The 14015-nt window shown below is 59.7% G+C and carries 13 protein-coding genes; 5 read left to right on the forward strand and 8 right to left on the reverse strand.

What is annotated here, in order from left to right:
* Positions 1–500 precede the first annotated feature (500 nt).
* The 6 genes from HSW_RS20150 to HSW_RS20175 form a co-directional block, all read right to left on the reverse strand.
* Positions 501–959, reverse strand: coding sequence for a hypothetical protein (locus HSW_RS20150; protein ID WP_052346675.1), 459 nt, complete (start codon positions 957–959; stop codon positions 501–503).
* Between the two features lie 94 nt (positions 960–1053).
* Positions 1054–1764, reverse strand: coding sequence for a carboxypeptidase-like regulatory domain-containing protein (locus HSW_RS20155; protein WP_044003519.1), 711 nt, complete (start codon positions 1762–1764; stop codon positions 1054–1056).
* A 78-nt stretch (positions 1765–1842) separates the two neighbouring features.
* Positions 1843–2289 (reverse strand): hypothetical protein, encoded by a 447-nt coding sequence (locus HSW_RS20160; RefSeq protein WP_052346676.1) that lies wholly within the window; start codon positions 2287–2289, stop codon positions 1843–1845.
* A gap of 164 nt (positions 2290–2453) precedes the next feature.
* Positions 2454–2831: a hypothetical protein gene (locus tag HSW_RS20165; RefSeq protein WP_044003522.1), complete on the reverse strand. Its 378-nt coding sequence runs from the start codon at positions 2829–2831 to the stop codon at positions 2454–2456.
* A 420-nt stretch (positions 2832–3251) separates the two neighbouring features.
* Positions 3252–3875: a Crp/Fnr family transcriptional regulator gene (locus tag HSW_RS20170; protein WP_044005262.1), complete on the reverse strand. Its 624-nt coding sequence runs from the start codon at positions 3873–3875 to the stop codon at positions 3252–3254.
* 376 nt (positions 3876–4251) lie between these two features.
* Positions 4252–5916 carry a M1 family metallopeptidase gene (locus HSW_RS20175; protein ID WP_231501327.1) on the reverse strand — a complete coding sequence of 555 codons (1665 nt, stop codon included), beginning with the start codon at positions 5914–5916 and terminating at the stop codon, positions 4252–4254.
* A 128-nt stretch (positions 5917–6044) separates the two neighbouring features.
* Here HSW_RS20175 and HSW_RS20180 point away from each other — a divergent pair, with 128 nt between their 5' ends.
* The 5 genes from HSW_RS20180 (at position 6045) to HSW_RS20200 (ending at position 11584) form a co-directional block, all read left to right on the forward strand.
* Complete coding sequence (locus tag HSW_RS20180) at positions 6045–6962, forward strand: EamA family transporter (RefSeq protein WP_052346678.1); 918 nt, start codon at positions 6045–6047, stop codon at positions 6960–6962.
* Positions 6963–7171: 209 nt separating this feature from the next.
* On the forward strand, positions 7172–8080 hold the full coding sequence (locus HSW_RS20185) for an alpha/beta hydrolase (protein WP_044003524.1): 909 nt from the start codon (positions 7172–7174) through the stop codon (positions 8078–8080).
* A 31-nt stretch (positions 8081–8111) separates the two neighbouring features.
* Positions 8112–10436, forward strand: coding sequence for an amylo-alpha-1,6-glucosidase (locus HSW_RS23200; protein WP_052346679.1), 2325 nt, complete (start codon positions 8112–8114; stop codon positions 10434–10436).
* 206 nt (positions 10437–10642) lie between these two features.
* Positions 10643–11050: a group III truncated hemoglobin gene (locus HSW_RS20195; protein WP_052346862.1), complete on the forward strand. Its 408-nt coding sequence runs from the start codon at positions 10643–10645 to the stop codon at positions 11048–11050.
* A 165-nt stretch (positions 11051–11215) separates the two neighbouring features.
* Entirely contained in the window at positions 11216–11584 is a 369-nt protein-coding gene (locus HSW_RS20200; protein ID WP_044003525.1) for a group III truncated hemoglobin, read from the forward strand.
* 123 nt (positions 11585–11707) lie between these two features.
* On the opposite strand, the gene HSW_RS20205 is transcribed toward HSW_RS20200, so the two are convergent.
* Positions 11708–12178: a hypothetical protein gene (locus HSW_RS20205; protein WP_044003527.1), complete on the reverse strand. Its 471-nt coding sequence runs from the start codon at positions 12176–12178 to the stop codon at positions 11708–11710.
* A gap of 66 nt (positions 12179–12244) precedes the next feature.
* Positions 12245–13918, reverse strand: a complete 1674-nt coding sequence (gene odhB, locus HSW_RS20210; RefSeq protein ID WP_044003530.1) for a 2-oxoglutarate dehydrogenase complex dihydrolipoyllysine-residue succinyltransferase — start codon at positions 13916–13918, stop codon at positions 12245–12247.
* Positions 13919–14015 lie beyond the last annotated feature (97 nt).

Consider the following 14015-nt stretch of genomic DNA (forward strand, 5'->3'; position numbering starts at 1 on the left):
TGAGAATCAACTGGGGCGAAGGTACGGACGGTGAAGTTGTGAAGTGGTGAAATTGTAAAGTAGTTCCGGGCTGGCGGGTGTAGCCCGTCGGACCGATGGCCGCGTGATGTGTCAGCACGACGATGTAACAACGTCAGCGTCCGGCAACCGGCCCGACGGGCTGCGCCCTCCCGACCGGAACCGTTCTTCAGTTCTGCGCCCGCCCGCCAAAACGCAACACGGCTCCCCTGCCGGCCGGAGCCAGCGGAGGAGCCGCTAAACGACAGGATGGAAACTGAACCCGGTGGCTTTCCTTTCGGGCGGAAAGGCCGGTAATTCGGTGCCACAATGCCGGCCGCCGGATAAAGCGCCGGCTGACTGAAAACTCCTGGGAGGTTTCTCCGTCAGTATTTCCGGTGGGCCGGGGCCCCTGGAAAAAAGAGCGAAGCGCCGCCTCACTTCCGGGCCGCCCGAACGGCTCCCCTGCAGCTACCCAGGCGGCGTTGCAGCAGCACTTCGCGTTACGCCGCCCGCAGGGCCGAAGCTGCGTCCAGCTGTTCGGCCCGCGTGCGAAGAATGTCCCGGGCTAGGGCCAGGTTGGTGGTCTGAGCATCCACCACCAGCGAAATCAGCCGCTCGCCTGTGCTGCTAAGCCGGAGCAAGTGGAGTTGGCTGGACAGGGTTATCATAATGTCCTCCAGCTGCTCATCGGGCAGGTTCAGGGCGGCCAGGGCCTCGTGTTTGCGCTGCACCAGACCAGCCTGAAACTTCGCAGCCGTCAGCAAATCCAGGGTGGGCGAAGACGTATGCGCGGCCAGACTAGTGCCCGAAGCTACATCCACCACGGCCACGGCCAGTAGCTGAGGCAGCTCGTTGCGGAGTTGCTCCACCACCTCGTTGGCCCGGCTTAGCAACTCCAGCTGCCGTTTGCGCACGGCAGGCTGGCGGGTAGCTTTCTTTCGATACGACTTCGGTTTCACGCAACTTGAGGACTAAATAATCAGATAAAGCAGCCAGGCCGGCCGGTACGTTTCAGCAATGCAGCAAGCTCGTACCGACCAGCTATCCGGTGCGCTAAAACTGCCACCAGTGGCGTTTACCGGCTTTTGCGCGGGGCTGCAGCGTTACGTCGGCCGAGCCAGTGGTTTGCACGCTCATCTGGGCATCCTGGTAGCCGCCGTAACCATAGTGCAGCGCCGTGGTGCCAGCCGGTACCTGCAGCACGTACTCGCCCTGGGCGTTGGTAGAAGTGCCCCGGTAGCTACCTGGCTGCAACACGGTAGCGCCAATCAGCGGCGCGCCGTTTTCATCCAGAATACGGCCCCGGACCGTGAGCATGGCGCGGGAGCTGCTGGCCTCAGCACTGGCCATCGTACCAGCTTCGGCAATGGTACCGGCGTCGGCTACCAGCGGCGTCAGCTCGGTGGGCGTGCTGTCGCTCACGGGCGTGCGCTCGGAAGGCAGGCGGGTACCGGCAAATACCATGGTGCCCACCAGCACAGCGGAGGCTACTAAGCCCGTAGTCCGGCGGCGGAACCGAATCGGCTCGGTGCGGATGTAGAGTAGCTGCTTCTGTACCCAGGTGGGGGTTGCTTCGGCTTCGTCGGCGTCGCGCAGATGTTGCCAGCGGCTGAGGGTTTCGTGGGCCTTGTCGGCGTCGCGGTGGAGGTAGGCTTCTACGGCCTGGGCCGAGGCTTTGCTCAAGTCACCGCGCAGGTAAGCGTCGCGGTACACCGGCAGCAGTTCGCCGGTGGTGGGGTTGAAGGGAGAAGCAGTAAGTTTCATGCAAGCAGTGGGGCTAAAAGGGTGAGAAAAAGAATGAACTACCCGAGCACTGGTGTCACCGCTACCCCCTCAGATCCTTCAGGTTTCGCAGGTGCGCATCACCTCCCGGGCAATGCCTAAGTTGGTATCACGACAATCCACGGCCACGTACAGAAACCGCTGCCCATCGGGCAACAGCCGCAGCAGGTGCAGCTGGGTGCGCAGGGTAATCAGCAACTCCGTCAACTGTTCATCGGGGGGCAGTTGCAATGCCTGCATGGACTGCCGCTGCTGCCGGATCACCTCGGCGTTGAACCCGATAATTTTGGCGGGATTGAAGTCGCGCGACGTGGTGTAAGAGGCCAGTAGCTGGCCGGAGGCAATCTGCCCCACGGCGGCGGCCAGCAGTTCGGGCAAGCCGCGCAGTACGTGCTGCAGAATCTGCTCGGCGGCGAGGCGTACCGGCCCGGCCGGGGCCACACCCACAATTTTATTGACGGGCGGCCCGGTAAGGGTCTGAAGTTGACTCAGAAAGGGTATTTGCATAGCAGAGGCCACCAAAAGCGTTGCGTACCAGCCGCTCGCCCCCGGCTGAGCCGGTTGGTGTAGCCGGGTTACCGGCTGCCCAGGCCAGGGAGCCCGGGCCCGACTCAGCCGGGACAGCCACCAGGGGTGGGGCTGTCCCGGCAAAGGGAGCCGCAGCTGCTGGCTTAGTTCAGGGCCGCTGCGTGGTTGCGCAGTACTTCCCGGGCAATGGCCAGGTTGGTATCCCGCGAGTTCACCACTAGGTAAATGAACTTATTATTCTCGGCCAGCTTGAGAAGGTGAATCTGGTTAGAAAGCGTAATGAGGATATCCTCAATGGTTTCGCCGGTCAGCTTGAGGGCAGCCATAGCCTTCTGCTTCTGCTTTACGACCTCCGTATTGTAAGCCGCAGCGGTGTCGGGGTTAATGCTGGGCGAGTTCGTGTGCGAAGCGAGGCTCATGCCGGAGTTCGTGTCAACAACGGCCACGGCTACCAGTTGGGGCAAATCGTTGAGGATTTCTTGGATGACTTTGCCGGCAGCGTTGTTCGTAGAGTAAGCCATAATTACAGGGGGGGGAAGTGAAAATGTGTGGAAGTGAAGAGTCAGCCACCTACGTTTCTGATTATTACCTGAGTTCCACTGATCCACGCGTTGACTCGCAAAACCCGTTTTGGCAATTTACTCAGAATCACAAAGAACAGCTACTTAATACAACTGCCGGATAACAGCCGGTAGCTTGCTGACTTGCTCTACAAAACTCCCGCATTTACCCCCTAAATGAAATGATCCGCATCAATCATACAAATGATTCTAATTAAACTTTTCCCGTTCCATTCACTTTGGGAACCCACAATGGGATAACTATAATACTATTTCAACAATCTTACGCACAATCCTTGAAAAAGCAAAATCCCCGGTCAGCAGAAGCTGGCCGAGGAGATACGCGGCAGGCAGTGCCTACGGATATTCAATTGTATTATTTCAATCATACAGGCTAGCTAGATGACTCAACCTCTCGTGTTCCAATACGGTGATGCGGCTACCCTGCGTGAGCACCAGACCTTCGTTGCGGAACTCGGAAAGCAGACGACTAGCCGTTTCCTTAGTGGTACCGGTGAGGGCGGCCAGATCCTCCCTGGAAACGGGAATGCTGAACGGCTCGTTGGTGGCGGGCTGGAAGGCTTGGTGCAGCAGCAGCAGGGCCTCGGCCAGCCGCTCACGCACGGGTTTGTAGGCCGTATGCAACAGCCGTTCCTCTGCCTCGCCCAGGTTGCGGGCCATCAGGCGGAGCAGGGAATGGGAAAATTGCGGATTCTGCTCCAGCAGACTAAAGAAATCGGGGCGCGGAATGAGGCACACCACGCAGTCGGTGAGGGCGGTGGCGGCGGTGGTGCAGAACTGGCCCATCATCAGGGAGCGATAGCACAGCACGTCGCCCTCCCGGGCTAGGCGGATGATCTGCTCCTTGCCATCGGCGCTGAGCTTGGAAATCTTCACCTTGCCCTGGTACACACAGTACAGGCCGGCGGCCCGGCTGCCCTGCTGGAAAATCACCTGGCCCTTGCCGTACGACTGGTGCAGTTTGCCCCCAGCTATCAAGGCCATTTCGGCGTGCTGGCAGTTACCCAACAAAGAGCGTTCAACGTGGGGGCAGGCCTGACAAGTGAGGGGAACAGAAGGAGCTACCATACGCTTTGCGCTCAGCGAAAAACCAGCCCGGCGTACTATGCCAAAAACTACTTTTTCTTATATAAAATACCATTGAGGCGCTTACACGCTTATTATTCTATGCTTCTGGAAACCAGAGGCAGAAAAGGCAAAACAAAAGCCTTCAACCTCATTGAAAGCTGTAAGCAGCCGAATTTACACGTTTCGCAAGGAAAAGATTCCAACATGCTGCTTTATATATATAAAAGAGTAGCGCAGTATATTTCCCAATTATAGATTGACATATAGAAGAATAAGACAATTTACCTTCGCGCTATTCAAATAACGTTCCTACGTAGTAGTTTTCGGTATCTACCTCCATATTATCTCGTTTCAAATTGGGAACAGCTAACGACTGAAAAGTAGTGGTGACAGGTACCGTCTGGTAGCTGCCGCCGCGTTGGCGCAGGCGCACCGGTAGGGCAAAGCCGGCTTCATCGGCAATCCAACGGGCCTGGGGCGGGCCATTGGTAGGAAAGCGCACCTCCAGCACCGGCAGGCCTGGATGGCGCAGGTACTGGTTGAATACGGGCGTGAGGTCCTGGCCCAGTTGCTGGTTGAAGTAACCGACGACCTGCTCGGTAGTAATGGTCTGGTGGAAAAAGCGTTGGTTGAGGCCGCGCAGCAGCTCCCGCCACCGGGCATCATCGGGCACGTAGGCAGTACGGAGCATGTTCAGCAGGTTGCTGCCTTTGTCGTACATGTCGGAGGATCCTTCCCGGTTTACGCCGTAGGGCCCGATGATAGGCGCATCGTTCTGGATGTTGCGCCGCTGGCCATGGATATACTGCTGGGCGGCTTCCTTGCCGAACTGGCTTTCCACGAACAAGGCCTCGGAGTACGTGGTAAACGACTCGTGAATCCACATATCGGCAATATCTTGGCTGGTGAGGCTGTTGCCGAACCACTCGTGGCCGCTTTCATGGATAATGATGAAGTCCCACTGCAGGCCCCAGCCCGTGTCCGATCGGTCGCGGCCGAGGTAGCCGTTCAGGTACTTGTTGCCATACGCCACGGCACTCTGGTGCTCCATACCCAGGTGCGGAGTTTCGATTAGCTTATAGCCATCCTCATAGAACGGGTAGGGCCCAAACCACGACTCCAGCGACTTGAGCATGGGTTTTACGTTGGCGGCGAACTGCGTTTTGGCTTTGTTCAGGTTTTCGGGCAAAACCCAGTAGTCAAGCGTCAGGCGGCCTTTCTCGCCGGCGTACTCGTCGCTGAAGTGGGTGTAATCGGCCACGTTCAGGGCCACGTCGTAATTATTTATGGGGTTGCTCACAAACCAGTCGAAGCGGGTGGCACCGCCTTTCAGGGGCACGGTGCGGCGCAGGCGGCCGTTGGATACATCCTTGAGGCCTTTCGGTACGGTCACGCTGATGAGCATGCTGTCCACCTCATCGGCCTGCTGATCTTTGGTGGGCCACCAGATGCTGGCTCCCACTCCCTGACAGGCCGTGGCCACCCACGGCTTGCCTTTGGCATCCTGCGTGAATACAAAGCCACCATCCCAGGGCGCATTTTTGGCCTCAATAGGCTGGCCGCCATAGAATACTGTGAAGCTGGTTTGAGTGCCCTTACGAATGGGTTCAGGAAAGGTGACAAATACCGCGTTGGCCTCTCGGGTAAATGGTACGGCCTTACCCTGGTACTCTACCTTCTCCACGGCCAGGTTGGCAAACAGATCGAATTGCAGACGGGTGAAGTCGCGGGTAGCGTTGAAGTGAAATTCGTTGGAGCCGCTGATGGCCTTGCGGGCTACGTTCAGCCGCACATCAAGGTGGTAGTAAGTGATGTCGTAGCAGGTGCGCAGCGGTGAGAGGTAGCCCCGCAAAGAATCGGCGCGGGTGAAGGCCGGCTTAGGCTGCAGCAGCTGCCCCGCCACGGGACGCACGAAACCGCACAGCGCGGCCAGGAACAGGAAGGAGAAAAAGCGCACGGCGGCAGAAATTAAGCAGGGTTCAGGTTAAAGAACGGGAAAGGAGGCCAAACGCTGCGTACAGTGTCACTTTCACCAATGGGCCGGCAAACTCCCGTAGGTTTGTGCTTCTTCAGTTCGCTTTTCACATGACGCAACCACCTGCCCCCACCCGCGCCGCCCTACTGCTGGCCTTCGCGGCCGTGTATATCATCTGGGGCTCCACGTACCTGGGCATCCGCTTCGCCATCGACTCCATCCCGCCGCTGCTGATGGCCGGCTCCCGCTACACGCTGGCCGGGGCACTGCTGTACGGCTTTATGCGGTGGCGGGGCGAGCCGACTCCTACCCGCAAAGGCTGGCTGACGGCCGCTGTAATCGGGGTGTGCCTGCTGGGCTTCGGCAACGGGGGCGTAACGCTGGGCGAACAGTACATCCCCACGGGCCTGACGGCACTGTTGGTAGCCACAGTGCCCATGTTTCTGGCGCTACTAGGCTGGTGGAGCGGCGTGGCCGCCCGCCCCCGGCCGGTGGTAGCCGCCGGCCTGGCAGCTGGCTTGGCGGGGGTGTACCTGTTGGCCCGCACGCCGGGAGCCAGTCATGTTGCCAAACCGGGGCACGAGGAACTAGGCATCGGACTGGTGCTGGTGGCGGCCCTGGTGTGGGCCATTGGCTCCCTGTATTCCAAAAACCACCAGCCTACTCCCTCGCCGTTTCTTTCAGGCGGCATGCAGATGCTGTGCGGGGGCGTGGCTATGCTGCTGGTAGGGTTGCTGCGCGGCGAAGCGGCCGGTTTCAGTCTGGCGCAGGTTACGGCTACTTCCTGGCTGGCCTATGCCTACCTGGTCACGTTCGGCAGCATTGTGGGCTTCACGGCCTACATCTGGCTGCTGCGGGTGGTGGAGCCAGCGCTGGCGGGCACGTATGCCTTCGTGAACCCCGTGGTGGCGGTATTGCTGGGCTGGCTGTTTCTGCACGAAGTGCCCGACCCGCAAATGCTCGGGGGCGCGGCCCTTATTGTGCTGGCCGTAGCATTGGTAGTGCTGGGCGGGCGCGGTAAAAAGTAACCAGCCGGCCTAGCTGCGGAGCAGCAGGATTTCCATCGGACAGCGGCGCATGGCCCAACTCGGCTTGGTTAATTTTGCAACCGGCTTTTCTACCTGACTTCTATCCCATGGCTGTTCCTTTCCGACCGTTATCTGCCGGCTCTGTTTTCTGTCGACCACGGATATTTGCTTGCTGCAAGACGGCGACGGACTGGAGCTGGCGAGTATGGATGGTGCTGTGGTTGCTGACCTGCTCTTTCAGCAGCGTTGGCCAGCTGCCCACGCTGCACGGCGGCACGCTGCAGCGGCTGCCTGACTTCCCTTCCCGCTACGTGCAGCCCCGTGCCGTAGATGTCTGGCTACCTGAAGGGTACGTACCGACCAAAAAATACGCGACGCTATACATGCACGATGGGCAGATGCTCTTCGATAACACCACCACTTGGAACCTGCAGGAATGGCACGTGGAGGAAACCATGAGCCGGCTGTTGCGCGAGCAGAAAATCCGGGACTGTATTGTGGTGGCCGTCTGGAATAATGGCGCGGCCCGGTTCGCCGAGTATTTCCCTCAGAAAGCCCTGACCTACCTTCCGGCTGCGCTGCGTGACACGCTGGTCCTGCGGGAGCTGGGCGGCCGGCCGCAGGCCGATAATTACCTATGTTTTCTGGTTCGGGAGCTGAAACCGTATATCGATGCCCATTTTGCCACCCGCCCTGAAGCCGCCAGCACCTTTGTGGCGGGCTCCAGCATGGGCGGCCTGATTTCCCTGTACGCCGTGTGCGAGTATCCGCGCGTATTTGGCGGCGCCGCCTGCCTTTCCACGCACTGGACCGGCAGCCTGCGGGGCACCAACGACGCCATTCCGCAGGCCTTACGGGCCTACCTGCTGAAATCCCGGCCCAGCCCGGCCACGCACCGACTGTATTTTGACTACGGCACCGCGGGCCTGGACGCAGCGTACAAGGCGCCGCAGCTCCTGGCCGATGCCTTGCTGCGGCAGGCTGGCTATACTACCCGCAACCTTCTGAGCCGGGAGTTTGCCGGCGCCGACCACTCGGAAAAGGCATGGAGTCAGCGGTTGGCGCTTCCCCTGGAATTCCTGCTGGCACCGGTCTCCGGAATTGGCTCCGTGCGCTAGCAATCCGCTTCACTTGTCTGCTACATTAAGTATGCTCCGCTCCTTTCTCTGCCTGCTGTTACCCGCCGTTCTGCTGGTCGCCGGCTGCACCCAAACCCGCCCTGCGCGTACTACGGCGATGACAAACTCCGTGACCGGGCAGCCAGATGTGCTGGAAACGATGAAAATTACCGTGCCTCAGTCGGCCAACCGGGTGGCTTCTTTTACCAACAAAGCCGCTGCTTACTACTGCGCTCAGACCCACGAGGTCAACCACCCCGAGTACAGCTGGTTTGAGGGACTTAACGTGGCCAAGAACCGGGTATTTGGGGGCTATGAGTTTTTTGTGGCCGGTCAGCCGCTTGATAACCGCGTGGCCGAGGTAACAGTGTATCCGCACAAGCTGGTGCGCCGCCACGGCCCGACAGTACAGGAAGAGCTGTGGCTGTTTGATGAGAAGAACCTACTGGAAATCGACCTGACCGGCACTGCGCAGCCCATCGGCATTGAGCTGAAGGGTGAAAAGGTGCGCCTGCTCCGGCAGCAGGATGACGTAGCTTTTTTCTCGGCGCGGGAAGGCCGCTTCGTGCTGGCCGTGGCGGCCTCCCGTCCTCAGCCCATTACCGTGGCCGGCCAGCGCGTGGTAGCGGCCGGTGCCAAGGGCTTTTTGATTGCCTGCGGGGCTGAGGAGGCCGATGCAACCGCTTTGCTTCGGGAAGGCCAACGCAACGGGCCGGCCCTGAAGCTGGCCCGGGAGCAGCGCATCCGTCAGCCGCTGCAAACCAGTGCCTACGTGGCCGCCGATAACGACTCGCTGACCCTGGCCCTGCGCTGGCTAACTACCACTACCGACCAACTAGTGAGCCGCCAGCAGGGCGACGGGATTTACGCCGGCCTGCCGTGGTTCAACGAATACTGGGGCCGCGACGAGTTCATTTCCTTCTCCGGCACGATGCTGGTCAGCGGCCAGTTTGCCGCCGCCCGCCGGATTCTGCTCTCATTTGCCCGCTATCAGCAGCTCGACCCCACTTCCAGATTCTTCGGCCGGGTGCCCAATATCGTTAACCCGAGCAACATCGATTACCATACCACCGACGGCACGCCCCGCTTCGTTAGTGCGCTGCAGGACTACGTGCGCTACTCCGGCGACACCTCGCTGGTGCGGCAGCTTTATCCCAATGTGCAGGCCAGCATTGCGGGTGCCCTCACGTACTGGGTCGATAAAAAAGGCTACCTACTGCATGCCGACAACGAAACCTGGATGGATGCCCGCGACGCGCAGCTGGTGGCCTTCACGCCCCGTGGCAGCCGCGCCAACGACATTCAGGCCCTGTGGTACCAGCAGCTGAAGGCCGGAGCCTACTTTGCGGCTTTCGTTCAGGATACGGCCAGCCAGAAGCGGTGGGAGCAGCTGGCAGAGCAAGTGAAAAGCCACTTTGCCCAAGACTTCCGCCGCCCCGGATACGACTACCTCGCCGACCGGCTTGACCAGCAGGATCGGCCTGATTTCAGTCTGCGTCCCAACCAGCTATTCGCGCTGGATATGGTACCCGACGCGGACTTCGCCCGCCAGGCGTTACGCAAAACCTGGACGGAATTGGTATATCCGTGGGGCGTAGCTACCCTTGACCGGCACAATCCGCAATTTCATCCGTATCATTTGGCTCCCGAGATGTATCACAAGGATGCGGCTTATCACCGGGGCACTATTTGGCCCTGGCTCAACGGCATTGCCATGCAACGGATGCTGGAAGCCGGCCAGCCGGAAACCGCCTGGCTGCTGTTCGCCAGCTCCAACCGCCAGACCCTGACCAGGGGCGTGGTAGGCGGCCTGAGCGAAAATCTTGATGCCTATCCCCAGCCCGGCCAACAGTTGCCAAAGCTTACGGGGGCCTATTTACAGGCGTGGTCAAACGCCGAGCAGCTGCGGGTGTGGCACCAGTATTTCCTCGGTATTCGCCCCGACGCGGCCCACCATCAGCTTATTCTCGCTCCTCGGCTACCGATGGCCGTGCGGCAGCTCAGCTACAGTTTCACGGTGGGGCAAAGCCTGATTACTGCCGAATACCAAGCTACCCCACACCCTTCCCACACCTACCATCTGGGCCCTGAGTCCACCACCGTTACAGTGGATATTACTCCCTTCGAACCCATCCGACTGGACGCGCCAGCCAACGCGACGTTGAAAGTTTTCGTGACGCCGCCGCAGCTCACGGTAGTCTTGCTGGATGCAAAGGGCAAAGAGCTTACACGCCAGACCGCCACGCCCTCGGCCGCCCGACTGGCCCGGCAGCAACAGAATGACCAGACGTTGGCGAACCTGCCCTTCGCGCAGCCACTGCCGCTCAGCCAGCATCCGGTTACCCGGCAGAAATAGGTATAGGGCGTTTAGGAGCTGAGCCCTGGCCCGTGGATTTAGCTAGTTGTCGCTCCAACTGCCGGTAGTGCGCATGCTCAGGACGTGCAGGGTGGCGTTTCGGGGTGTCTGGCGCAACGGTTTGCGCCCTTCCCGGTGTAGCTTCTGCTGCTGCGGCCGTCACGCCCACCGTATCTTTGGAGCGTTACTTTCATATCGGTTACCGCATGGCAACTACTGCTTCTCCCGCTCCCCTGCCCGATATCCGGACGGAAACTGATGTACGCCGGCTGGTTGATGCCTTCTACCAGCGTGTGCAGGCCGATGACCTCATCGGCCCCATTTTCGAAGCAGTAGTGCAGGGCCAGTGGCCCCGTCACTTGGCCACGATGTATGATTTCTGGAGTGGCTTGCTGCTGGGTAGCAGCCGCTACCGGGGCCGCCCGTTTCCCAAACACCTGGCCCTGCCTATTGACAGCCGCCACTTCCGCCGCTGGCTCACGCTGTTTGTGGAAACGGTGGAAGCGCACTTCCAGGGAACGGTTGCCGATGAGGCTATATATCGGGCAGGCACTATTGCTGCCGTGTTCGAGCACCGCATTGCGCAGGCCCGCAACTCCTTGCATATTCTGTAATAAATCGGCCTTAATTGGTATCCTTTCCGGTTTTTTAGTCGTACTAAGGCCCACCTCCGACAACTATTTGCGGGATAAAGACAAAAAAGATTTTTCGCTAATGCGCGAAAATTCCAAAACCTGCGTAAATTCGCTGCGTATCCACTCGTAACTACTCCTCTTCGTATGGTTACCCTGACTACTCTTCCTGATCTGCGTACCGAGGGCGACATCAAGACGCTGGTGGACACTGCCTTTAGTAAAGCCAACGACGACGAGTTACTGGCCCCGCTCTGCCACGCGGTAGCCCGGGTACACTGGCCCCGCCACCTTACCTCCCTCTATGATTACTGGAGCAATGCCTTGCTTGGCACCACCCGGTATCAGGAAGGGCAGTTGGTACCGTTGCATTCCGCCCTGCCCATGAAGGGCCCGCACTTCCAACGGTGGGCCGAAATGCTGCAGCGCACTGTCGAAGAAAAATTTGCCGGCTCCAAAGCCGAAGAAGCTATTCATAAAGTAGCAACGCTGGCCTCCAACTCCCGCGCTGCCTGACTTCTTACCGGTTCACCCACCCCCAATTCCCACCCGTTCTCCTCACACATTCACCCATCCACCCATACAAAAAGCCCCCCGGACTTGAATCCGAGGGGCTTTTTATTTGCGCGCCAAATTAGGTTATGAGAAATCATGCCGCTTCTTGTGAGCAAAATGAACTTCCAGGTAACGCTCTACGGCTGCGAACTGACTGTATTCATAGCTGAGTAAACAGATGTGCCCGCTGTCTTTAAAATCAAAATGTAGCCCTCTGCCTGCACTCTTTCTTCTTGGGTCCTCTCCAATCCACCAGCCAACCAGGGTTTTCATGGACAGATGATGCAGCACTTTGTCAGGTTTCTGCTTCATGTGGAACACCTGCTGGCTAATTGTAAGCGTAGAGCGTTTTACAGTGGATTGATAATACCACGGCAGGAGTACTCCTACGAGTACCACTAACAGCAAACGACCTCCCAGCGAATCATATACGTGCTGCCGGTTAGCGTCCATTATGATGGCGAGACAGATAGCGCAGCTGACAGCAATGACAGCGTAGCATGCCGCCTTAGTAGTGAAGTGATTTGATTCAACCTCGATAGTGTCTTCCTGCATAGCCGATAAACGAAAAGCCGTGCCCCACATTAGAGGCACGGCTTTCAAAAGTATGATTCCTGACGGTTACACGCCCAGCAACAGGCGGGTCGGGTCCTCGAGCAGCTCTTTCACGCGCACCAGGAACGACACCGACTCGCGGCCGTCGATGATGCGGTGGTCGTAGCTCAAAGCCAGGTACATCATGGGGCGGATTACCACCTGGCCGTTTTCGGCAATCGGGCGCTGCACGATGTTGTGCATGCCGAGGATAGCCGACTGCGGGGCGTTGATAATCGGGGTGCTCATCATGGAGCCGAACACGCCGCCGTTGGTGATGGTGAACGTGCCGCCGGTCATCTGCTCGATGGTGAGCTTGTTGTCGCGGGCCAGGCCAGCAAGGCGCTGGATTTCCTTCTCGATGCCGTCAAACGACAGCTCCTCGGCGTTGCGGATTACCGGTACCACAAGCCCTTTGGGGGCCGATACGGCAATGCTGATGTCGCAGAAGTCGTTGTACAGGATGTCGGTGCCGTCGATCTGGGCATTTACGGCGGGCCACTCTTTCAGGGCCACGCACACGGCCTTGGTGAAGAACGACATGAAGCCGAGGCCCACGCTGTGCTTCTCCTTGAACTTGTCCTTGAACTTGTTGCGCAGGTCCATAATGGGCTGCATGTTCACCTCGTTGAAGGTGGTGAGCATGGCCGTCTCGTTCTTCACCGACACCAGACGGCGGGCGACAGTCTTGCGCAGATTGCTCATCCGCTCACGGCGCACGTTGCGGTTACCGCTGGCAGCCGGAGCCGCCTGGGATGCCGCAGCCGGCTTGGCAGCGGGAGCAGCGGGAGCAGCGGCGGCCGGAGCCGGCGCGGCAGGCTTGGCCTGGGCGTTCTGGGCATCTTCTTTCGTGATGCGGCCGTCGCGGCCCGAGCCCTGCACGTCGGCGGGGCTAATGCCTTTCTCACCGAGGATTTTGCCGGCTGCCGGCGAAGGCGTGCCCGTGGCGTAGCTGGTGGTTGCCGAAGCCGCCGGAGCAGCAGCGGCCGGAGCAGCCTGGCCAGCAGCTGGTGCAGCGGCGGGAGCCGGAGCGGCGGCACCGTTGCCGCCTTCGATGCGGGCAATGGTAGCACCGATACCGATGGTTTCGCCTTCCTTGGCGGCGTGGCGCAGGATGCCGGTGCCTTCGGCGGGCAACTCAAACGTAGCTTTATCCGATTCTAGTTCGGCAATGATTTCGTCGCGCTGTACCTGGGCGCCATCTTCCTTCAGCCACTTGGCCACCGTCACTTCCGTGATGGATTCGCCCACGGCCGGAATCGTCATTTCCACGGTAGCATCGCCGCCGTTGCTGGCGGGAGCCGCAGCCGGAGCGGCGGCACCACCGGCGGGCTGACCGCCGTAGCCGGCCTGGTCGCTGGCGGTGGGGTTCTGCTCGCCCTGGCTTACCGGGTCGGCAGCGGGAGCGGCGGGGGCACTGGCTGCCGGAGCAGCCGCGGCCGGCGCGGCCGGCGCGGCAGCCGCACCAGCACCGTCGATTTCGGCGATGGTAGTGCCGATGCCGATGGTTTCGCCCTCGGCAACGCGGATTTTCAGCACGCCGTCGGCCTCGGCGGGCAGTTCGAACGTGGCTTTGTCGGATTCCAGCTCGGCCAGAATCTCGTCGCGCTTCACGGTGTCACCGTCGGCTTTCAGCCACTTGGCAATGGTTACTTCGGTGATGGACTCGCCGACGGCGGGGATTTTAATTTCCAGACCCATAAGTGGGAGTTTTGAAGGGTTTCGGTGGGGAATGTCGGGGAAGTTGTCATTCCGACGCGAGAGGAATCTGGGTGAAGCCGTTGTCCGTTTTCACTCA

Origin of the sequence: Hymenobacter swuensis DY53, from assembly GCF_000576555.1 — a bacterium.
GTDB lineage: Bacteria > Bacteroidota > Bacteroidia > Cytophagales > Hymenobacteraceae > Hymenobacter > Hymenobacter swuensis.

Coding starts and splice junctions, on each gene's coding strand:
- HSW_RS20200 (WP_044003525.1), top strand. CDS start 11,216: ATGGTTACCCTGACTACTCTTCCTGATCTGCGTACCGAGGGCGACATC.
- HSW_RS20155 (WP_044003519.1), bottom strand. CDS start 1,764: ATGAAACTTACTGCTTCTCCCTTCAACCCCACCACCGGCGAACTGCTG.
- HSW_RS20185 (WP_044003524.1), top strand. CDS start 7,172: ATGGTGCTGTGGTTGCTGACCTGCTCTTTCAGCAGCGTTGGCCAGCTG.
- HSW_RS20160 (WP_052346676.1), bottom strand. CDS start 2,289: ATGCAAATACCCTTTCTGAGTCAACTTCAGACCCTTACCGGGCCGCCC.
- HSW_RS20195 (WP_052346862.1), top strand. CDS start 10,643: ATGGCAACTACTGCTTCTCCCGCTCCCCTGCCCGATATCCGGACGGAA.
- HSW_RS20170 (WP_044005262.1), bottom strand. CDS start 3,875: ATGGCCTTGATAGCTGGGGGCAAACTGCACCAGTCGTACGGCAAGGGC.
- odhB (WP_044003530.1), bottom strand. CDS start 13,918: ATGGGTCTGGAAATTAAAATCCCCGCCGTCGGCGAGTCCATCACCGAA.
- HSW_RS20165 (WP_044003522.1), bottom strand. CDS start 2,831: ATGGCTTACTCTACGAACAACGCTGCCGGCAAAGTCATCCAAGAAATC.
- HSW_RS20180 (WP_052346678.1), top strand. CDS start 6,045: ATGACGCAACCACCTGCCCCCACCCGCGCCGCCCTACTGCTGGCCTTC.
- HSW_RS23200 (WP_052346679.1), top strand. CDS start 8,112: ATGCTCCGCTCCTTTCTCTGCCTGCTGTTACCCGCCGTTCTGCTGGTC.
- HSW_RS20205 (WP_044003527.1), bottom strand. CDS start 12,178: ATGCAGGAAGACACTATCGAGGTTGAATCAAATCACTTCACTACTAAG.